This is a genomic window from Streptomyces sp. NPDC056160 (assembly GCF_042268205.1).
In the GTDB taxonomy this organism is placed as follows: domain Bacteria; phylum Actinomycetota; class Actinomycetes; order Streptomycetales; family Streptomycetaceae; genus Streptomyces.
The window spans coordinates 1-18,879 of record NZ_JBHJUW010000106.1 but is presented as its reverse complement, the minus strand read 5'-3'; the positions used below and the strand labels follow the sequence as shown (position 1 = coordinate 18,879).

Annotated in this window: 19 protein-coding genes and 1 pseudogene; 7 read left to right on the top strand and 13 right to left on the bottom strand. The window is 73.0% G+C overall.

Going from position 1 to position 18,879, the window contains the following annotated elements; all coding sequences use genetic code 11:
* Positions 1–6 precede the first annotated feature (6 nt).
* Positions 7–1,086, bottom strand: a complete 1,080-nt coding sequence (dapE, locus tag ACFC02_RS30600; RefSeq protein ID WP_376364256.1) for a succinyl-diaminopimelate desuccinylase — start codon at positions 1,084–1,086, stop codon at positions 7–9.
* A gap of 116 nt (positions 1,087–1,202) precedes the next feature.
* Between dapE and ACFC02_RS30595 the strand changes: the two genes are divergently transcribed.
* Both ACFC02_RS30595 and ACFC02_RS30590 read left to right on the top strand, forming a co-directional pair.
* Positions 1,203–2,189: a heavy metal transporter gene (locus tag ACFC02_RS30595; RefSeq protein ID WP_376364253.1), complete on the top strand. Its 987-nt coding sequence runs from the start codon at positions 1,203–1,205 to the stop codon at positions 2,187–2,189.
* A gap of 353 nt (positions 2,190–2,542) precedes the next feature.
* Entirely contained in the window at positions 2,543–2,977 is a 435-nt protein-coding gene (locus ACFC02_RS30590) for an ATP-binding protein (protein WP_360979063.1), read from the top strand.
* A 74-nt stretch (positions 2,978–3,051) separates the two neighbouring features.
* Here the strand turns inward: ACFC02_RS30590 and ACFC02_RS30585 are convergent, their stop codons facing one another.
* Complete coding sequence (locus tag ACFC02_RS30585; RefSeq protein ID WP_376364249.1) at positions 3,052–4,143, bottom strand: bifunctional succinyldiaminopimelate transaminase/glutamate-prephenate aminotransferase; 1,092 nt, start codon at positions 4,141–4,143, stop codon at positions 3,052–3,054.
* A gap of 154 nt (positions 4,144–4,297) precedes the next feature.
* Positions 4,298–4,618, bottom strand: coding sequence for a ferredoxin (gene fdxA, locus ACFC02_RS30580; protein WP_360979057.1), 321 nt, complete (start codon positions 4,616–4,618; stop codon positions 4,298–4,300).
* 141 nt (positions 4,619–4,759) lie between these two features.
* Here fdxA and ACFC02_RS30575 point away from each other — a divergent pair, with 141 nt between their 5' ends.
* The gene (locus ACFC02_RS30575; RefSeq protein WP_376364245.1) at positions 4,760–5,806 is read left to right on the top strand and encodes a GNAT family N-acetyltransferase; all 1,047 of its coding nucleotides are present in this window, start codon (positions 4,760–4,762) and stop codon (positions 5,804–5,806) included.
* Between the two features lie 17 nt (positions 5,807–5,823).
* On the top strand, positions 5,824–6,675 hold the full coding sequence (locus ACFC02_RS30570) for a tetratricopeptide repeat protein (RefSeq protein WP_376364242.1): 852 nt from the start codon (positions 5,824–5,826) through the stop codon (positions 6,673–6,675).
* Between the two features lie 138 nt (positions 6,676–6,813).
* Here the strand turns inward: ACFC02_RS30570 and ACFC02_RS30565 are convergent, their stop codons facing one another.
* The 9 genes and pseudogenes from ACFC02_RS30565 to ACFC02_RS30525 all read right to left on the bottom strand — a co-directional run bounded on the left by ACFC02_RS30565 (position 6,814) and on the right by ACFC02_RS30525 (position 15,975).
* Positions 6,814–7,428 carry a response regulator transcription factor gene (locus tag ACFC02_RS30565; protein ID WP_376364239.1) on the bottom strand — a complete coding sequence of 205 codons (615 nt, stop codon included), beginning with the start codon at positions 7,426–7,428 and terminating at the stop codon, positions 6,814–6,816.
* Positions 7,425–8,615 (bottom strand): sensor histidine kinase, encoded by a 1,191-nt coding sequence (locus ACFC02_RS30560; RefSeq protein WP_376364236.1) that lies wholly within the window; start codon positions 8,613–8,615, stop codon positions 7,425–7,427. Before ACFC02_RS30560 ends, ACFC02_RS30565 begins: the two co-directional genes overlap by 4 nt.
* 5 nt (positions 8,616–8,620) lie before the next feature.
* Positions 8,621–9,361: an ABC transporter permease gene (locus ACFC02_RS30555; RefSeq protein ID WP_360979043.1), complete on the bottom strand. Its 741-nt coding sequence runs from the start codon at positions 9,359–9,361 to the stop codon at positions 8,621–8,623.
* Positions 9,358–10,287 carry an ABC transporter ATP-binding protein gene (locus tag ACFC02_RS30550; protein WP_376364234.1) on the bottom strand — a complete coding sequence of 310 codons (930 nt, stop codon included), beginning with the start codon at positions 10,285–10,287 and terminating at the stop codon, positions 9,358–9,360. Before ACFC02_RS30550 ends, ACFC02_RS30555 begins: the two co-directional genes overlap by 4 nt.
* A gap of 239 nt (positions 10,288–10,526) precedes the next feature.
* Positions 10,527–13,031, bottom strand: a complete 2,505-nt coding sequence (locus ACFC02_RS30545) for a hypothetical protein (RefSeq protein ID WP_376364231.1) — start codon at positions 13,029–13,031, stop codon at positions 10,527–10,529.
* A gap of 197 nt (positions 13,032–13,228) precedes the next feature.
* On the bottom strand, positions 13,229–13,666 hold the full coding sequence (locus ACFC02_RS30540; RefSeq protein ID WP_376364228.1) for a DUF6113 family protein: 438 nt from the start codon (positions 13,664–13,666) through the stop codon (positions 13,229–13,231).
* The gene (gene mshB, locus ACFC02_RS30535) at positions 13,663–14,580 is read right to left on the bottom strand and encodes an N-acetyl-1-D-myo-inositol-2-amino-2-deoxy-alpha-D-glucopyranoside deacetylase (RefSeq protein ID WP_376364225.1); all 918 of its coding nucleotides are present in this window, start codon (positions 14,578–14,580) and stop codon (positions 13,663–13,665) included. The genes ACFC02_RS30540 and mshB overlap by 4 nt, the downstream gene beginning before the upstream one ends.
* Before the next feature lie 77 nt (positions 14,581–14,657).
* A pseudogene (locus ACFC02_RS30530) lies at positions 14,658–15,471 on the bottom strand (hypothetical protein).
* Between the two features lie 69 nt (positions 15,472–15,540).
* Positions 15,541–15,975: an ATP-binding protein gene (locus ACFC02_RS30525; RefSeq protein WP_376364223.1), complete on the bottom strand. Its 435-nt coding sequence runs from the start codon at positions 15,973–15,975 to the stop codon at positions 15,541–15,543.
* A gap of 141 nt (positions 15,976–16,116) precedes the next feature.
* Between ACFC02_RS30525 and ACFC02_RS30520 the strand changes: the two genes are divergently transcribed.
* Together ACFC02_RS30520 and ACFC02_RS30515 are read left to right on the top strand one after the other, a co-directional pair.
* Positions 16,117–16,980, top strand: coding sequence for a helix-turn-helix domain-containing protein (locus tag ACFC02_RS30520; protein WP_376364220.1), 864 nt, complete (start codon positions 16,117–16,119; stop codon positions 16,978–16,980).
* A complete protein-coding gene (locus tag ACFC02_RS30515) occupies positions 16,977–17,252 on the top strand; it encodes a DUF397 domain-containing protein (RefSeq protein WP_376364217.1) in 276 nt (91 codons plus the stop codon). The genes ACFC02_RS30520 and ACFC02_RS30515 overlap by 4 nt, the downstream gene beginning before the upstream one ends.
* A gap of 59 nt (positions 17,253–17,311) precedes the next feature.
* Here the strand turns inward: ACFC02_RS30515 and ACFC02_RS30510 are convergent, their stop codons facing one another.
* The gene (locus ACFC02_RS30510; RefSeq protein ID WP_037852162.1) at positions 17,312–17,506 is read right to left on the bottom strand and encodes a membrane protein; all 195 of its coding nucleotides are present in this window, start codon (positions 17,504–17,506) and stop codon (positions 17,312–17,314) included.
* A gap of 186 nt (positions 17,507–17,692) precedes the next feature.
* On the opposite strand from ACFC02_RS30510, the gene ACFC02_RS30505 reads away from it, so the two are divergent.
* The coding region (locus tag ACFC02_RS30505; RefSeq protein WP_376364214.1) for a DPP IV N-terminal domain-containing protein at positions 17,693–18,879 on the top strand (1,187 nt) is incomplete at its 3' end.

Below are 18,879 nucleotides of genomic sequence, written 5' to 3'. Positions count from 1 at the left end.
CGCGGGTCAGCTCGTCAGCCAGGCCCGCAGCCGCTCCTCGCCCAGGAGGATCTTCGCCGTCTCCACCCGCTCGTCCCGCTTGTGCGCCAAGTGGGGGTTGCCGGGGCCGTAGTTGACGGCCGGCACGCCGAGCGCGGAGAAGCGGGAGACGTCCGTCCAGCCGTACTTGGGCAGCGGTGTGCCGCCGACCGCCTCGATGAAGGCCGCGGCGGCCGGGTGGTCGAGGCCGGGCAGCGCGCCGCCGCTGTGGTCGTCGACGACGAACTCCTCGACGCCGCAGTCCGCGAAGACCTCGCGGACATGGGCGATCGCCTCCTCCTCGCTGCGGTCGGGGGCGTAGCGGAAGTTGACGGTGACGACGCACTCGTCGGGGATGACGTTGCCCGCCACGCCGCCCGAGATACCGACCGCGTTGAGGCCCTCGCGGTACTCCAGGCCGTCGATGACCGGGTGGCGCGGCTGGTACTCGGCCAGCCTGGCCAGGACGGGCGCGGCGGCGTGGATGGCGTTGGCGCCCATCCAGCCGCGCGCGGAGTGCGCCCGCTCCCCCTTGGTCTTCAGCAGGACGCGCAGGGTGCCCTGGCAGCCGCCCTCGACCTGGCCGTCGGAGGGTTCCAGGAGGACGGCGAAGTCGCCCGCGAGCCAGTCCGGGTGGGCCTCGGCGACGTGCCGCAGGCCGTTCAGCTCGGCGGCGACCTCCTCGTTGTCGTAGAAGACGAAGGTCAGGTCGCGGTTGGGTGCCGGGACGGTGGCGGCGATGCGCAGCTGCACGGCCACGCCGGACTTCATGTCGCAGGTGCCGCAGCCCCACAGGACGCCGTCCTCCTCCAGCCGGGACGGCACGTTGCCTGCGATGGGGACCGTGTCGATGTGGCCGGCCAGGATCACGCGCTGGTCGTGCCCGAGGTGAGTGCGGGCGACGACGTTGTTGCCGTGCCGGTCGACCCTCAGGTGCGGCAGGGCGCGCAGCGCGGCCTCGATCGCGTCGGCGAGCGGCTTCTCCGTGCCGCTCTCCGAGGGGAAGTCGACGAGCTGCGCGGTCAGCCGCGCGGCGTCCAGCGTGAGGTCAAGCGGGGTATCGGCCATACCGCCGACCCTAACGCCCCCGGCCTGCCGCGCGAACTGCCCTGACCTGCCACGCGCCGGGGCGATTTCTGCTCACCGGCGACGGTTGCCCGGTCCGTCTCCAGTACCTTGTACGCGTGCCAGAGCCGTCCCCCACTCCGAAGCGTCGTGGCCGCCTCCTCAGGATCGGGGCGGCCCTTGTCGTCCTGCTCGCGGTCGCGGGTTACCTCACGGTGCAGTACCTGACGGGCGGGACGGGTCCCGGCTGCGAGGTCGTGTCCTCGGGCAAGGGCGGCGGGTCGTACGAGTTCACGCCGGAGCAGGCGGTCAACGCGGCGACGATCGCGGCGGTCGGCACGGGGCGCGGCATGCCCGAGCGGGCGGTGACGATCGCGCTGGCGACCGCCCTCCAGGAGTCGGGACTGCGCAACATCGACCACGGCGACCGGGACTCCCGGGGACTGTTCCAGCAGCGGCCCTCGCAGGGCTGGGGGACGTCGAGGGAGATCATGGACCCGGCGTACGCCGCGGGCATGTTCTACGAGCACCTGACCAAGGTGCACGACTACACCCGGCTGCCGCTGACGGTGGCCGCGCAGCGGGTGCAGCGCAGCGGTTTCCCGGAGGCGTACGCCCAGCACGAGCAGGACGCCACGCTGCTCTCCGCCGCCCTCACCGGGCGGGCCGCGGCCACGCTGACCTGCCAGGGCCGGCCGGGCATCAGCCCCGCGACGGGTCCGGCGGCGGTGCGGGCGGCGCTGGTGCGGGACTTCGGGCGGGACATGGTGCAGGAGGCCGGCGCGGAGGTGGGCGGTCGCCGCGGTGCGTCGCCCGAGCCCACGGCGCCGGGCGGCGCGGCGGGCGCGGACGGCCGGACGGTGACGCTGCCGGTGCGGGCCGGCACCGGTTCCGGCGGCGGCGGGCTCACCCTGGCGCAGCGCGGCTGGCAGCTGGCGCACTGGGCGGTGGCCAACGCCTCGGCGCTGCACATCGAGCGGGTGTCGTACGCCGGCCGGGAGTGGACCGCGGGGGTCATCGAGGGCGAGTGGCGGGCGACGGACGGGAAGAACGCCGACGGGACCTCCCTGGGCTCCGGCACGGTCCGCATCACGACGGCCAGCTAGCTTCCTCCACTGGACCCCCGTTCGGGTCGTCACCCTCGGGGGTGGCGCGGGCCGGGCCGGGGCAGTGGTGTGCACGGGTGTGCGCGCTGCCGGCCGCCGATCCGCCGAATCCCGTGGAAGGGCGCTGCTGTAAGGATTCAGCAGCCTTTCCGGCCCGTTTCCCTTTGCCCGTTTTTATCCACAGCAGATAATGCGACGCATTGCGAACTCTTTACGTTGCCCCGCCGCAACCTTCGCGCGCTTCGAGCGGTAGTCACTGCGTCCGAGCCCGGCCCGCCGGCGGCCCCACGGCCCTCGGTGAACTACCGGGCCCGGTCGAACACTTCAAGGTTCTCTCCCGTCGAAGGAGCAACATGTCCCTCCCCCTGACCCGCCGGATCGCCCGTGCCGCGCTGCTCGTCGCCGCCGGGGCGGCAGCCGGGGTCGGTGCGGCCGGCTCCGCCGGTGCTGCGCCCCAGCTGCCGGCCACCCCGAACCTCGGCGGCCTGACCGCCCTGGACGGGGCGAGCGTCGGCAACACCGTGGACGGTGCGGCGCAGCACGTCACCGGGGTCGCGGGCGACACCGGCGGCAAGGCCGTCAAGCAGGCGGTGCCGGCCGCGGGCAAGACCGGCGGCAGCCTCGTGAAGAAGGCGACCCCGGTGGCGCAGAAGACGGCGGGCGACGCGGCCGGGTCCGCGGCCGGTCTCCTCGGTGACACCGCGAAGAGCGCGACCAAGGGCGGGCTGCCCACGCAGGGCCTGCCCACCCCGGGCCTGCCGGTGCAGGGCCTGCCGCTGGGCGGCTGACCGCCCCTCGTACGCACGCGACGGGGGCCGGGGGAGATTCCCCGGCCCCAGTCGGCGCGTGTGCGGGCGGCCGGTCAGAGGCGGGCCACGGCCGCCGCGATCCGCTCGTCCGTCGCCGTGAGGGCCACGCGGACGAACCGGTCACCGGCCGGGCCGTAGAAGTCGCCGGGGGCGACCAGGATGCCGAGGCGGGCCAGGTGGGCCACCGTGTCCCAGCAGGACTCGTCGCGGGTCGCCCACAGGTAGAGGCTGGCCTCGCTGTGCTCGACGCGGAAGCCGTGGGCGAGCAGGGCCGCGCGCAGGGCGGTGCGGCGGGCGGCGTAGCGCTCGCGCTGCTCGCGGACGTGGGTGTCGTCGCCCAGGGCCGCCACGACCGCCGCCTGGGTCGGCGCCGAGGTCATCATGCCGCCGTGCTTGCGGATCTCCAGGAGCGGGCCGAGGACCGCCGGATCGCCCGCGAGGAACGCGGCGCGGTAGCCGGCCAGGTTGGAGCGCTTGGAGAGCGAGTGGACGGCGACGAGGCCGTCGTACGAGCCGCCGTTCACCTCGGGGTGCAGGACGGAGACCGGGTCGGCCTCCCAGCCCAGTTCCAGGTAGCACTCGTCGGAGACGACCAGGACGCCGTGCTCGCGGGCCCAGGCGACGATCCGGGTCAGCTCCTCCTTGCCCAGGACCCTGCCCGTCGGGTTGGACGGCGAGTTCAGCCACAGCAGCTTCAGGTGCGCCGGGTCCAGCTCGGTCGGGTCGTCGTAGGCCACGTACTCCGCGCGGGCCAGCCGGGCGCCCACCTCGTACGTCGGGTAGGCCAGGCGCGGGAAGGCGACCGTGTCGCCGGGGCCCAGGCCCAGCTGGGTGGGGAGCCAGGCGACCAGTTCCTTGGAGCCGACGATCGGCAGGACGTGGCGGTGGGTGACCCCGCGCGCGCCGAGGCGGCGCTCGACCCAGCCGGTGATGGCGTCGCGCAGCTCGGGCGTGCCCCAGACCGTCGGGTAGCCCGGCGAGTCGGCCGCCGCGATCAGCGCCTTCTGGATCAGCTCGGGGACCGGGTCGACCGGGGTGCCGACCGACAGGTCGACGATGCCGTCCGGGTGGGCTGCGGCCGTCTTCTTGTACGGCTCCAGCTTGTCCCAGGGGAAGGCGGGGAGCAGGTCGGAGACTGCGGACACGGGGATCAGGCTCACTTTCTCGTACGGAAAACGCCTCGGTCCCGCACGGCCGCCGACGCGCGCGGGGCGGTCAGGCCGTACGGGACCGAGGCGACGGGGTCCCCCTGTCCGGGCGAAGCCGGGAACTCGGGGGAGGCTCGTGGCCGCCGGACGGTTACTCGCCCTGCGGCGGCAGCGCGCTGATGACCGGGTGGTCACGCTCGATCAGGCCCAGCTTGCTGGCGCCACCGGGAGAGCCGAGCTCGTCGAAGAACTCGACGTTGGCCTTGTAGTAGTCCTTCCACTCCTCGGGAGTGTCGTCCTCGTAGAAGATCGCCTCGACCGGGCAGACCGGCTCACAGGCACCACAGTCGACGCATTCGTCCGGGTGGATGTACAAGGACCGCTGGCCCTCGTAGATGCAGTCGACCGGGCACTCCTCGATGCACGCCTTGTCCTTGACGTCGACACAAGGCTGCGCGATGACGTAGGTCACGCTGTCGTTCCTCCTCGATAGGGCGCTGGCGGGCCTCCACAGGCTCCGCCGCCTGGCGCGCGGGAGCGCGGCGTCGTCGATGCCCGCCACCTAGTATCTCCGTTCCGGGGCATGATCCATACAGGAGGGGTGAACTGACCTGTGGAAATCTGGGCGGCGGGACGGCTCGAGGTCCGCATCACCACTGCTGACGTGGGCAAACGGGTCTCCGTACGGCGCTTGAGCGAACCTCGGGGAACGGGTGAGAAGTTCACTGACACGGTCGGTGTTCTCACATCATGGGACAATGGTGTGCTCCTGATCACACGCAAGGACGGCGAAACCGTCCGGATCGCGGAATCCACGCTGGTGGCCGGAAAGGTCGTCCCGGCCGCGCCGGCCCGTCGCAGGGGCCCCGCGGCCACGTACCCCGAACTCGCGCGTGTCGCCGCGCGCGCCTGGCAGCCGGTGGAGAGCGAGCGGCTCGGCGACTGGGAGCTGCGGGCGGCCTCCGGCTTCACCCGCCGGGCCAACTCCGCCCTGCCGCTCGGCGACCCCGGCCTCCCGCTCGACGCGGCACTGGCCGCCGTACGACGCTGGTACCAGGAGCGCGGCCTGCCCGCCTACGTCCAGACCGCCACCGGCGCCGAGGGCACGCAGGAGTCGCTGTGCGCGGAGCTGGAGCGGCGCGGCTGGCTCCGCGAGGTCACCGCCGAACTGTGGACCGGGGCGCTCGCGCCGGTCGCCGACCGGGCGGCCGGGGACCTGGCGGAACCGTCCGGGGTGGTGCTGTCCCGCACGGCCGACCAGGCGTGGCTCGCGCGCTACCAGCGCAAGGGGGTGAGCGAGGTGGCCCTGAAGGTCCTGGGCACCGGGCCCTCGGTGTGGTTCGCGTCGGTCCCGAGCACGGCGGCCGAGGACGCGCCGGCCGCGATCGGGCGGTGCGTCGTGGACGGGCGGTGGGCCTCCTTCGCCGCGGTCGAGGTGGACCCGGCGCGGCGGCGGCAGGGTCTGGCCCGTGCCGTCCTGGCCGCGCTCGCCCGGCAGGCCCTGGACGAGGGGGCGTCGGCCGCCTGGCTCCAGGTGGAGACGGACAACACCGCGGCGCGGGCGCTCTACGCCTCCCTGGGCTTCGCCGCGCACCACACGTACCACCACTACCGCGAGCCGGACCCGGCGGCGGGGGCGGCCGCGCCCGGCGTCTCGTGAAAGGACACGAGCCCGCGATGCGCCATCCCAGTCCCCCACCGCCCGACCGGTCCGCCGAGCTGCGCCGCCGCTTCGCCGAGGAGGCGCGCGCTCAGCGGCCCGACGTGGCGGCGCTGTGCCTGCTGGTGGGCGCGGCGGGCGACGGCACGCTGGACGAGGCCGGTCTTGACGCGGCGCAACTGGAACTGGACCGCCTCGCGGGGCAGCTGCCCTACCGGCCCGGCGGGCCCCTCGCGTGGGCACGGGCCCTGCGCGACCTGCTCGGCGACCGGCACGGGTTCCGCGGCTCGGCCGCGGACTACGAGCGGCTGGACTCCTCCTTGCTGCACACGGTGCTGCGGCGGCGGCGCGGGCTGCCGATCCTGCTGTCGGTGGTGTGGATGGAGGTCGCGCGGCGGGCGGGGGCGCCGGTGTACGGGGTGGCGCTGCCCGGGCATTTCGTGATCGGCCTCGGCACGGCCGGGGACCAGGTGCTCGCCGACCCGTTCGACGGGGGCCGGGTGCTGACCGGGGCGGACGCGGAGCTGCTGGTCGCCGGGGCGACGGGGGCGCCGCTGGAACAGTCGATGCTGGTGCCCGCGGAGCCGCTGGACGTCGTCCTGCGGCTCCTGAACAACATCCGCGCGTGGGCCGCCGCACGCCCCGAGCGGTCGGACGTGGCGATGTGGGCGGTCGAGCTGTCCCTGCGGCTGCCCTCGCACCCGGCACGGCTGCGGTACGAGCGGGCGCGGCTGCTGGTGGAGCGGGGGGACTTCGTCGGCGGGGCCGAGGCGCTGGAGGCCTACGCGGATGTCGTGGGCGCGGTGGACGAGGATGCCGCCCGGCGGGTGCGCGGGGAGGCGCATGCCGCGCGGGCCCGGCTGAACTGAGCTGTCCGACGGGGCGCCTGGGCGCCGGGCGGGGATGACCGGTGGGCGGGTGCGGGACTGCCGTGGCTCGTCGCGCCCACGCGGCGGAGCCGCACACCGGCACGGCCCGTGCGCCCCTGGGCGGGCTGACCTGCCCCGTTACAGCCAGCCCTTCTCCCTCGCCATGCGTACCGCCTCCGCTCTGTTCCGCACCGCCAGTTTCTGGATGGCTGTGGAGAGGTAGTTGCGGACCGTGCCCTGGGAGAGGTGGAGGGCGGCGGCCAGTTCGGCGTTGGTGGAGCCGTCGGCGGCGGCGCGCAGGACCTCGCGTTCGCGGTCGGTCAGCGGGTTGGCGCCCTCCGCGAGGGCCGCGGCGGCGAGCGTGGGGTCGATGACCCGCTCCCCGGCCAGCACCTTGCGCACGGCCTCGGCGAGCTGGGCGGCCGGGGCGTCCTTGACGAGGAAGGCGTCGGCGCCCGCCTCCATGGCGCTGCGCAGGTAGCCGGGGCGGCCGAAGGTGGTGAGGACGACCAGTCTGACCCCGGGCAGTTCCTTGTGGAGCCGGGCCGCCGCCTCGATGCCGGTGCAGCCGGGCATCTCGATGTCGAGCAGCGCCACGTCGATGCCGTGGGCGTGCGCGGCGGCCACGACCTCGTCCCCGCGCGCCACCTGGGCGACGACCTCGATGTCGTCCTCCAGGCCGAGCAGGGCGGCCAGTGCCTCGCGGACCATCGACTGGTCCTCGGCGAGGAGAACCCTGATCGTGCTGCTCATGCCGGGGATACTACGTGTCCCGGTGCGGCGGCCGGCACCCGGGCGACGAGGCGGAAGCCGCGGGCGGAGCGGCCCGCCTCCAGCATGCCGCCCGCCTTCTCCAGACGCTCCTGAAGGCCGGTCAGGCCGTTGCCGGGCCCGTTTCCCGCACCGCCCGAGCCGTCGTCCTCCACGGACAGTTCGAGCATCGGGCCGTCCAGGGTCTGGCGGCGGACGACCTCGACCGCGCAGCGCCGGGCGCCGCTGTGCCGCACCACGTTGGTGACGGCCTCGCGCAGCGCCCAGGCGAGCGTGGCCTCGCTCTCCTCGGGGACGCCGGTGAGATCGGGCTCGGCGGGCAGGTCGGGGCTCACCCCGGCCGCCGTCAACGCGACCCGCGCCCCGGCCAGTTCCGGGGCCAGGCGGGGCCGCCGGTAGCCGGTGACGGCCTCGCGCACGTCGACCAGGGCCTGCCGGCTGACCTGCTCGATGTCGGCGACCTGCTGGGCGGCCTTGTCCGGGTGGCCGGGGAGCATCCGCCCGGCCAGCTCGCTCTTCAGCGTGATCAGGGAGAGCGAGTGGCCGAGCAGGTCGTGCAGGTCACGGGCGAGACGCAGGCGTTCCTCGTTGGCGGCGAGCTGGGCGACGGTGGCACGGGCCTGGCGCAGTTCGATCGTCGTGTGCACCAGTTGCCGTACGCCGGACATCGCGAAGCCGACGAGCAGCACCAGCAGGACCATCGTCCACATGTCCTGCGCGCCGACGAGCCGGCCGACGGCCAGCATCACCGCGGTGGTCAGCAGGATCGTCCAGTAGGCGACGCGCAGGTGGAAGGCCGTGCCGCACACCACCGCTACGTACACGAACAGGCCGACCCATTCGCCGCCGAGGGTCAGGCACAGCACCACGGCGAGGACCCCGAGGACGGCGACCAGGCAGACGAGGACCGGCTGCGGGAAGGGCCGGCCCATGTTGCGGAAGACCACCGCCAGGTAGGTCCCGGTGAAGGCGGCCAGGCCGGCCCAGCCGCCCGCGGTGCCCGCCGCCGTGTGCGCGCCTGCGGTCAGGTCGCGCACCGGCGAGCTGAGGAAGATCAGCCAGGGCATGATCCACACCAGCTTGCGCCAGGCCTCGCCCAGGTTGCGGGCCGGCTCGCCCATGCGCAGCAGCCGCTGCTCACGGGCCGCCTGGGATCGGTCTTCCGTCATGACGCTCACGCCTTCAGCGTGTCCTTCCGGTACAGCCAGGCCGCGCCGCCCGCGAACAGGGCGAAGAAGACGACCAGGATGGCGATGTCCTTGGCGTGCGGGGCCTGGCTCTGTTCGATGGCCTGCCCCAGAGCAGCGTACGCGTGCGTGGGCAGCCACTTCGCGATGTCCTGGAGCCACTGCGGGAAGGTGGTCGAAGGCATCCACAGGCCGCCGAGCAGCGACAGGCCGAAGTAGACGATCATGGTGATCGGGCGGACCGCGTCGCCGCTGGCGAGGTAGCCGATGGCGACGCCGAGCGCGGCGAAGACCAGGCTGCCGGCCCAGATCGCGGCGGTCAGGGCGAGCCACTGCCAGGCGTCGAGGCGGACCTGCTTGACGACGGCGGCGACGACGAAGACGACGACGATGGACGGCAGGCTGACCACGGCCGCGCTGGCGGTCTTCGCGAAGACGTAGCCGCGCCCCGGCAGCGTGGTCAGCCGCAGCTGCCGCACCCAGCCGCTCTCGCGCTCCTTGGCGATGCGCTCGCTGTTGCCCATGAGCACGGCGGTCAGGGCGCCGAAGGAGGCCATGGAGACCATCATGTACGTCGGCAGGGTCAGGCCGGTGCCGTCGACCTTCGTGGCGCCGTCGGCCTGGCCGGCGATGATCAGGAACAGGATCGAGGGGTAGAGCACGGAGAAGAACAGGAACTTGCGGTTGCGCAGGGCACGGGCGAGTTCCAGCTTGATCAGACTGTTCACGACTGCTTGGCCTCCTCGGCCTCGGTGATGGCGACGAACGCCTGCTCCAGGCCGAGCCCGGCGACTTCCAGGTTGCGGGGGTAGACACCGAGCCCGTACAGGGCGTGGACGGTCGCGTCGGCGTCGGAGGACTGGATGCGGACGGTCTGGCCGGACACGTCGAACGAGGTCAGGAAGGGCAGGCCGCGCAGGGCGGACTCGTCGACGGCGCCCTCCAGGTCGAAGGCGATCCGCCGGGCGCCCGCCTTGGCCTTGATCTCGGCGGCGGTGCCGTCGGCCAGCAGCCTGCCCCGGTGCAGCACCAGCACGCGGTCGGCGATGGCGTCGGCCTCTTCCAGGTAGTGGGTGGCGAACAGGACCGTACGGCCCTGGTCGGCCTGTTCGCGCATGGTGGCCCAGAAGGCCTGGCGGGCGGAGACGTCCATGCCGGTGGTCGGCTCGTCCAGGACGATCAGGTCGCTGTCACCGGCGGTGGCCAGCGCGAAACGGACACGCTGGGCCTGGCCGCCCGAGAGCTTGTTGACCTTGCGGTCGGCGATCTGCGTGATCCCGGCGCGGGCCAGCACGTCGTCCAGCTTGCAGGGCCGCGGGTGCAGGGCGCAGCCGAGCTTGACCAGCTCGGCGACGGTGACCTCCTCCATCAGTCCGCCGCTCTGCAGCATGGCGCCCACGTGCCCGGCGACGATCGCCTCGCGGGGGCCGGTCCCGAAGACGGTGACGGATCCGCTGTCGGGGTTCTTGAGGCCGAGCAGCAGGTCGAGGGTGGTCGACTTGCCCGCGCCGTTCGGGCCGAGCAGCGCCACGGTCTCCCCCGGGTACAGGGCGAGGCTCAGCCCGTCCACGGCCCGTACGTTCCCGTAGCTCTTGGTCACCTGGTCGAACGCCACCACCGCGGTCGCGGTGGTGGTCTCCGCTGTCGTCGTCATGTCCCCATGGTCGCCGGGGGGCGCGGTCGGACGGCAGTGTCGGGGGTCCTGACCCGGGGATGACAGATGTCATGCGGGACGGGTGACAGCGGCGGCAGGGGCGCACGGGAGCGGTGGCGAGGCGGGGACACGGCTGAGGGGCGATGGCGCGGTGCGGCTGAGGGGCAATGCGGTGGTACGGCTGAGGGGCCGCCGGGGCGCGGGCGCGCTCCGGCGGCCCCTCGGCCGGGTCAATACACCTAGCTCGGGTTGAGGTCGATGACGCCGACCCGGTTGGTCTTGCTCACCAGCGCCGGACGCAGTGCGGCGATCACGTCCTGGACCGTGACGGGCGTCTTCTTCCCGTTGCCCCGGGTGATCAGCACCCCGTCGAAGGCGCCGCCGTAGAGCTGCTTGAGCTTCTCCTGGTCGTAGTACTCGACGAGCTTGCCGTCCACCGCCTTGACCCCGAGGAACTTCCACAGCGACTTCTGCGGACTCATCGGAAGGGGGTGCGCGCCCGCGACCACCGTCACCTTGGCCGACATCGCCGGCTCGGCGAACTGCTTCATCATCCGGTCGACCTCCGCGTTGGAGACCGTCGGCTGCCGGGTGGTGGTCGGGACCCGGACCGGTGTGGCCGTGCCCGTCTCCACCTGGGTGCGGTACGCCTGCTCGACCGCCTGCACGGAACGGCCGGCGTCGATGCCCTTGCCCGCCTTGCCGTACACCGCGACGGCCTTGCCCGGCTCGAAGCGGATGGTGCCGTCGGTGGCCGAACCGGCGCCGCCCGCCGCGTTCTCCAGCGCGGCCTGGAGCTTCTCCTCGTCGACGGGCATCCGCGGGTCGACCACCCGGTGGTTGCCGAACAGGGAGCCGATGACGGAGACGGGGTTGTAGTCGCTCTGCGCCGCCGCGCTCGCCGTCGCCTGGGTGTCGAGCTGGAGTCCGGCCTGGTCGGGCCTGAGGGCGACCGTCCTGCCGTCGACGGACAGCTTCAGCGGCTGCTTCTCGTTCTTGCCGAAGGCGTCGTCGAGCTTCTTGACCGCGTCGTCGCGGCTGCCGCCGCCGATGTCCACGCCGAGCACGGTGGTGCCCTTGGGGACGTCGGAGTGGTTCATCAGCAGTCCGGCGCCGTAGGCGACGCCCGCGACGACGACCACCAAGCCGCCGAGCAGCGCGACCTTGCTGCGGCCCTTCTTCTTGGGCGCCTTGGTCCCCTTGGCGGGCTTGCCGGCCGGGGCCGCGCTCTGCGCGCCGCTCCCGGGCGACTTCGGGGGCGTGGGCGCCCCCGGCCGCGGGCCGCCCGTGCCGGTCCGGAAGGGCGAGTCGGCGCCGCCGCCCGCGCGGTCGCCGTCGCCGGGGGACACGACGGGCATGCCGCTGGTGACGGTGTGTCCGGAGACGTTGTCCGGCCGCTGGACGTGACTCTGGGCGCCCGGCTCGGGCGCGGGCTTCTGCGGGGTGAGGATCGCGGTGTCGTCGCTCAGGCCGCCGCCGGGCAGACCGGTCCCCGGGTGCGCGGCGGCGGGTACGCCGGGTACGCCGCCGGAGCCCGCGCGGTGCGCGGGGGCGCCGCCGCCCGGCAGCAGCGGACCGTCCCCGGTCACCGGGCCGCCGGTCGGTCCGGCGGGGCCGGGCGAGCCGCCCGGGCCGCCGGGGACACCCGCACCGTCGAAACCACCCGGGACGCCGGGGACGCCGGGTCCGCCCTGGCCGAGGGGTCCGCCCTGGCCGTTCTCGCCGTTCTCGCCGCTCTGGCCGCTCTGGCCGCTCTGGCCGTTGCCGGTGAAGAAGGGCAGGTCGTCCCGGCGCGGTTCGCCGCCCGGCCGGGAACCGCCGGAGGGGGCGCCTCCGGGGCGGGCGCCTCCGGCCAGGGGGCCGGCAGCCAGCGCCTCGGTGACGTCGAAGGAACCGGTGCCGCCGCCGTGCCCCGGGGCGACCGGGCCACCCGTGGCACCGGGCAGCCCGGAGCCCTTGCCGCCACCGGCGCGGGAGCTCCCCCCGGGCGCCCGCATGGAGCCGACGACACCACCGGGGCGCCCGCCGGCTCCCGGCCGGGCACCGCCGGGGCCCTCGGCGCCGTTCACGCCCGTACCGGACCCGCTCGTACCGGATCCTCCGGCGGGGCCCGTGCCGCTCGCGGAGCCGCCCGCGTCCGAACCTCCGGGCATCCCGGCGCCGTTGGTACCACCGACGCCCTGACCGCCCTTGGCGGGGCCGGACTTGCGGGGCGCGAACCAGTCGCTGGTCGGCTTCTCCCCGGCCGGGGCCGCGGGTTCGGCGTCGGACGCCTCGCTGCCGCCGCCGGAGGGCGCCGGGGCGGTGTCCGAGGGCCATACGTCACCGCGGACGCCGTCACCGCGCAGGCCGCCGTCACCACTGCTCCCGGAGAAGCCGGTCACGTCGCTGCCGTCGCCCGGCGAGGCCCCGTAGGCGGCCGACCGCTCGCCCGACCCGTCCACCCCCCGGGTCCCCTGGGACCCCTCGGTCCGGGCGGTCCCGGACTTCTCGGCTTCGCCGCCCTCGGCGACGGTCTTGCGTACGACCACCGGCGGAATCGGCCGGGATCCGGGGATGTTGATCCGGATCCGGGTCGTCAGCGTGGTCTCGGTCTTGCGTTCCTCCGACTGCGTGCCCGAACGGCCCGCGTCCGCACCGTTGCCGGAGGGCGCCGGCACACCGTACGGCGGGGTCCCCGAGGGGTAGGCGGCTCCACCGCGCCCGTTGGGCCCGGAGGACGGAGTGTCAGTTTCACGACTCAAGGCAGGTTCTCCCGGTTGGCTCCGCCGCCCGTCACGACCTCACTCGCGTGGGGGTCCCCCCTGCACGAGCGCAGTCGAGCGTTTGGGGGAAGCTCGGCGGCGCGCACCACCATACTGGCCACTTCAGGCCCTTATCCCGGGACCGCCGGGGAAACCCACACCGGACCCGCACGGGGACTTGGGAAAGAAGCAGTACGTCACTCGCCAAGTCGGGCGTCGCGGCCGTCCGGTTGCCTCCCACCGCCCCAGGTGGCGCAGATCACAGCCACGGCCATGCCGCCGAGCAGGAACAGGTAGGAGCCGCCACCGGCGGCGAAGAAGAAGTCGCCTTCCGGCCGGCTCGCGGTGAGCAGCATGACGGCGATCAGCCAGCCGGCCGCGCCCGCCACGGCCCCGCCCCGGCCGCGCATGGCCCGAGCCCCGCCGAGGAAGAGTCCCGCCGAGCCGGCGAGGGCGAGCAGCAGCCCGCCGGGGAACCAGGCGGCCTGCACCAGCGCCCCGGCGATGGCGACCACCGCGCCGAGCACGAACAGCCCCAGGTAGGCGGCGGCCCGCCCGGCGGAGGGCGGCTTGAGGGGCTGGGCCAGCATGGAACCGCCGCCGCTCTGCGCGGGCCGGCGTCCGGACGTGCTCATCGGCGTGCCGCCCCTTCTCCGATCCCCGCGAACAGGTCGCTCTCGACGCCGCCCGGGTCGCCTTCGGCGCCCGCGTCGCCCCGCTCGCCGCGCACCAGCTCGTAGTACTCGGTCGTGAGCAGGGGCTGTGCGAGCTGGTTGGAAAGCGCGAAGTACGGCTCGGCCACCTCGATCTGGGTGGCGTGGGCGCGCATGGCGGCGGCCTTGGCCGCGGCGTGGGCGGTGCCGCCCTCGATGCGGGCGGTGATCCGCTCGTCGTCGACGACGCCGGGGACGTCGTCGAGGGTGGCGGCCTTGGCGAAGGGCAGCCCGGGCAGTTCCTGGTCGAGCCGTGCGAAGGCTGCCTCGCCGACAGAACGCGGCACCCGGTTCCAGTACGCCTTGGCGATCCGCCAGGGTGCGCCCAGGTCGGGGCGTACGGCGGGGTCGGCGGCGAGGTCGAGCGCGCGCATGGCGACGCGGTGGGCCTGGATGTGGTCGGGGTGGCCGTAGCCGCCGTTCTCGTCGTAGGTGACGAGGACCTGCGGGCGTACCTCACGGATCACGGCGACGAGGTGCTCGGCGGCCGAGTCGACGCCGGCCTGCCAGAAGCAGTCCGGGTCGTCGTTGTCGGCGAGCCCCATCATCCCTGAGTCCTGGTAGCGTCCGGCGCCGCCGAGCAGCCGGACGTCCGTGACTCCCAGTTCTCCCATGGCGGCGGTCAGCTCCTGCCGCCGGTGCGCACCGAGCGCGGCCCCGCCCAGGTGCCGCAGCCCGTCCGGGATGACCTCACCCCGCTCCCCCAGCGTGCAGGTCACCAGCGTCACCAGCGCGCCCTCGGCGGCGTAGCGTGCCATGGTCGCGCCGTTGTTGATCGACTCGTCGTCGGGATGCGCGTGCACCAGCAGCAGACGCCGATCGGGGAGTTCCGTCATGCCTCCACCCTACGAGGCACGGGACGCGACGCGGGACGGGTCCGGGGCCGACCCGCCCCGCGCCTCCCGGAGATCCGCTACTCGAAGATCTGTTCGGCAACCGGCACGGTCACGGCACGGGTGAGCCAGCGCCGCAGCAGCTCGGGGTCGTCACAGGCGGTGACCCGCTCCCGGACCGCGCCGGGCACGTCGAGGCCACGGGTCTCCAGGACGAGCAGGATGTCCTCGGCGCCTTTCTGGACAAGGCTTTCCGCGCGGACTTCGTCCTGGACCTGCGCACGGACTTCGTCCTGGACTTCCGCGCGGACTTCGTCCTGCATTTGCGCGCGGACCTCCGCACGGACTTCCTGGGCGAGGTACGACTTGTAGAAGGAGAGGTCCACGGCCACCAGGTTCCTCCAGGTTTCTGCGGCCGGGCGATTGCCGCCCAGGCCTTGTGCGGTGAAGCCGGGTCGGTGATCACGGGCATGTCGTGCGGCCCGGCCACCAGGGGATGCAGCGTGAGGGCGGGCCACTCCCGGGGGCCGATGGCCACCGGCCGGGAGGCCCACTCGGCCGCGGCCCGATCCTGGCAGACGACGAGCAGCAAGGGCGGGACCTTGTACTTCGTGTAGAGGTAGGACAGGTAGTACGCCCAGTTGGCGGGCTTGTCCGGGCCCTTCCCCGCTGCGCCTCCACGGCCACCAGGAGTGACTCGTCGTCGGCCGAGTCGAAACGCAAAAGCGTGTCGACCCGGCGCTCGACGGGCTGGATCTCGGTGAGATCGGTCGGCAGAACCGCCATGGACGTGGGCTGGACGAACGGAAGGCCCAGGACCTTGGACACTCCGGCGAACAAGCCGGGGTACTCCTGGAAGATGCGGCGCATCGCCTCGTGGGACGAATTGACCATGCGGTTCCTTGTTCGTTCTTAAAATACTGAATTCTTGTCACTTCGATAACGCGAGAGCACGAGTTCTGGTCACGGCAGGCGGAGTTCGGCCCAGACCGTCTTGCGCGGAAAGCGGCCCTCGGCGACGCCCCAGCGGTCGGCGAGGGCGTCGACGAGCAGCAGGCCGCGGCCGGACTCGGCGTCGGGTTCCGGCTCGGGCAGCACCGGAAGCCGGTCACCGCGCGTGTCGGTCACCTCGATGCGGAGCGTGCGCCCCACCACGTAGAGCGTGAGGCGGAAGCTGCGGCCGGGCAGGCGGCCGTGCGTGGCCGCGTTCGTCGCCAGCTCCGCTACGACGTGCCGCGCCGCCTCACAGGCGGTACCGGCGATGCCCCACTCGCGGAGCTGGTCGGCCGCGAGCAGCCGGGCCAGGCGGGCGCCTCGCGGCGTGGAGGACAGCAGCACGCTGAAGTTGCTTACCGGGGCGTCCAGTTGGTCGCGGGGCGCGGTGATTTCCTGATTCACGTCACTCAGCGTGGCCGCTGCGGCTTACCGTGAGGAGTGATTGACCCGTTGCGTAGAGTGACTGTCCAGGGCTTGTCCAGTGCTGTCCAGGATGTCGCCGGCGTTCCTACGGGTGAGGCGATGGCACCAGGAGGGGCGCGGATGTCGGTGGACGTGACTGTGGAGGAGACGGACGAGCCAGGCTGGGAGGTGGACCCGGACGACGACTGGGCACTCGCGGTCGTGGCCACCGTGGGACGGCAGTTGAAGCTGCGGCGGGAGGCGGCGGGCCTGCGGGCCGGTGAGTTCGCGGTGGCCGTCGGGTACGGGGAGGACCTGGTCTACAAGATCGAGGCGGGGAAACGGATCCCGCGCCCCGAGTACCTGGACATGGCGGACGAGGTCCTGAACGCGGGCGGCCTCATCGCGGCGATGAAGGAGGACGTGAAGAGGGTCCGGTACCCGAAGAAGGTGCGGGATCTTGCTCAGATGGAGGCGCGGGCGGTGGAGATCGGGGTGTACGTGTGCCACAGCATCAGTGGCCTGTTGCAGACCGAAGCGCACGCTCGGGCAGCGTTCGAGTCACGTCAGCCTCCGTACTCGCGGGAGGAGGTCGAGCGGATGGTCGCCGCCCGTGTGGCGCGACAGTCCGTCTTCGACAGAGACCCGGCCCCCTCCCTCAGCTTCGTACTGGAAGAGGCGCCACTGCGACGCCCACTCGGGGGCACAATGGTCTGGCGGCAGCAACTCGAACGCCTGCTTGAAGTAGGGCGGTTGCGCCATGTCACCTTGCAGGTGATGCCGACTCACTGCGAGATGCACCCCGGCTTGGACGGCAGGATCGAGTTGCTGAAGTTCACGGACGGCACGGCGGTGGGGCGCTCCGAGGGTGCTTTCAACGGCCGCCCGACCTCCGACCTGAGGCAGCTCCGCATCCTTGAGTTGCGGTATGGCACCCTGCGGGCGCAGGCCCTCCCGCCACGGGAGTCGCTGGCCTTCATCGAGCAACTGCTGGGAGACACATGAACTACAAGGCCGCCACCGAAGAAGCGTCCGACCTCGTGTGGTTCAAGAGCAGCTACAGCGACGGCAACGAAGGCGACTCCTGCGTAGAAGTCGCGCTGGACTGGTTCAAGAGCAGCTACAGCAGCAGCAGTGAGGGCGACTCCTGCCTGGAGATCGCCGCCGACCCCACCACCGTCCACGTCCGCGACTCGAAGTACACGGGTCGCGGCCCCCGGCTGGCCTTCGGGCCGTCCGCCTGGGCGGACTTCGTCCCGTACGCGTCCGGAGTGTGACGTCGTGTGGCTCGTCCAGCCGAGCTGGCGAGCCACACGCTCCCGATGTCCGCGCCGCCTCAGAACTTCAGGCTGCCGATCATCCCCGCCACGTTCTTGGTGAGTTCGCTGATCGTGGGGGCGACTGTCGAGGAGGCCAGGTAGAAGCCCAGGAGGACGCACACGACCGCGTGACCTCCCTTCAGCCCTGACTTCTTGATCAACAAGAAGACGATGATCGCCAGCAGCACCACCGCCGAAATCGAGAGTGCCACGGCGGCTCACCTCCAAAGATCCCAGGACGCGGGGGGTGTCGGGGGGTCGAACTATGGGGGCAGATAAATCCACACAACGGTCAGCAGGTTCATACCCACTATGCGCTAACGATCATAACTATCCGCACGCGCGCATCGGTCGGCGCACGGCCGCACAAGGGGGCGCATGGCCAATATGGTCTTGGTATGACGACCGAGCCAGTCTCCTTCCCCCGGCAGCACGCACGCACCCAGCGGTTCACGCTCGGCGCGCCGCGCGCCTTCACCGTCGCTCCCGACGCCTCCCGCGTCGTGTTCCTGCGCTCCGACTCCGGCACGGATCGGGCCAGTTCACTGCGGGTCCTCGACCTCACGGAGGGCACGGAGCGCGTGGCCGCCGACCCGCGCGCCCTCCTCGGCGGCTCCTTGGAGGACCTCTCGCCCGAGGAACGCGCGCGCCGTGAACGCACCCGCGAGGGCGGTGCCGGAATCGTTGCCTACGCCACCGACACCGCCGTGGAATTGGCTTCTTTCGCTTTGTCAGGACGGCTGTTCACGGCCGAGCTGCGGGCGGGGACGGCGCGCGAACTGCCCGTCCCGCGGCCGGTGATCGACCCGCGCCCCGCCCCGGACGGGCGGCACGTCGCCTACGTCGCCGGCGGCGCCCTGCGCGTGGTGGGCGCCGAGGGCGACGGCGACCGGGCGCTCGCCGAGCCCGAGTCCGAGTCCGTGACCTACGGGCTCGCGGAGTTCATCGCGGCCGAGGAGATGCACCGCCACCGGGGCTTTTGGTGGGCACCGGAGTCGGACCGGCTGCTGGTGGCCCGCGCGGACGACGCGCCGGTGCGGCAGTGGTGGATCTCCGATCCGGCGCACCCCGAGCGGGAGCCCCGCCAGGTCCGCTACCCGGCCGCGGGGACGCCCGACGCCGACGTACGGTTGTTCGTGATCGGGCTGGACGGGACGCGCACGGAGGTCGCCTGGGACCGGGCCCGCTACCCGTACCTGGCGAGTGTGCACTGGTCAGCGGCAGGTGCGCCGCTGCTCCTGGTGCAGGCGCGGGACCAGCGCAGCCAGCTGTACCTGGCCGTGGACCCTGAGTCCGGGGCCACCCGCATGGTGCACGCGGACGAAGATCGAACTTGGCTTGATCTTTTCCCCGGCACGCCCTGCTGGAGCCCCTCGGGACAACTCGTACGCATCGTGGACGAAGGGGGCGCCCGGGTCCTGGCGGTCGGTGAACGCCCGCTCACCGGTGCCCATTTGCACCTGCGTGCCGTGCTCGACGTGACGGCCGACGACGTGCTCGTGTCGGCCTCGGCGGGGGCGGAGGCGGCGAGTCCGGAGACCGGCGAGGTGCACGACTATCGCGTCAACGAGCTCGGCGTCGAGCG

Coding starts and splice junctions, on each gene's coding strand:
- ACFC02_RS30570 (WP_376364242.1), top strand. CDS start 5,824: ATGCGCCATCCCAGTCCCCCACCGCCCGACCGGTCCGCCGAGCTGCGC.
- ACFC02_RS30515 (WP_376364217.1), top strand. CDS start 16,977: ATGAACTACAAGGCCGCCACCGAAGAAGCGTCCGACCTCGTGTGGTTC.
- dapE (WP_376364256.1), bottom strand. CDS start 1,086: ATGGCCGATACCCCGCTTGACCTCACGCTGGACGCCGCGCGGCTGACC.
- ACFC02_RS30565 (WP_376364239.1), bottom strand. CDS start 7,428: ATGAGCAGCACGATCAGGGTTCTCCTCGCCGAGGACCAGTCGATGGTC.
- mshB (WP_376364225.1), bottom strand. CDS start 14,580: ATGACGGAACTCCCCGATCGGCGTCTGCTGCTGGTGCACGCGCATCCC.
- ACFC02_RS30590 (WP_360979063.1), top strand. CDS start 2,543: ATGTCCCTCCCCCTGACCCGCCGGATCGCCCGTGCCGCGCTGCTCGTC.
- ACFC02_RS30550 (WP_376364234.1), bottom strand. CDS start 10,287: ATGACGACGACAGCGGAGACCACCACCGCGACCGCGGTGGTGGCGTTC.
- ACFC02_RS30540 (WP_376364228.1), bottom strand. CDS start 13,666: ATGAGCACGTCCGGACGCCGGCCCGCGCAGAGCGGCGGCGGTTCCATG.
- ACFC02_RS30520 (WP_376364220.1), top strand. CDS start 16,117: ATGTCGGTGGACGTGACTGTGGAGGAGACGGACGAGCCAGGCTGGGAG.
- ACFC02_RS30560 (WP_376364236.1), bottom strand. CDS start 8,615: ATGACGGAAGACCGATCCCAGGCGGCCCGTGAGCAGCGGCTGCTGCGC.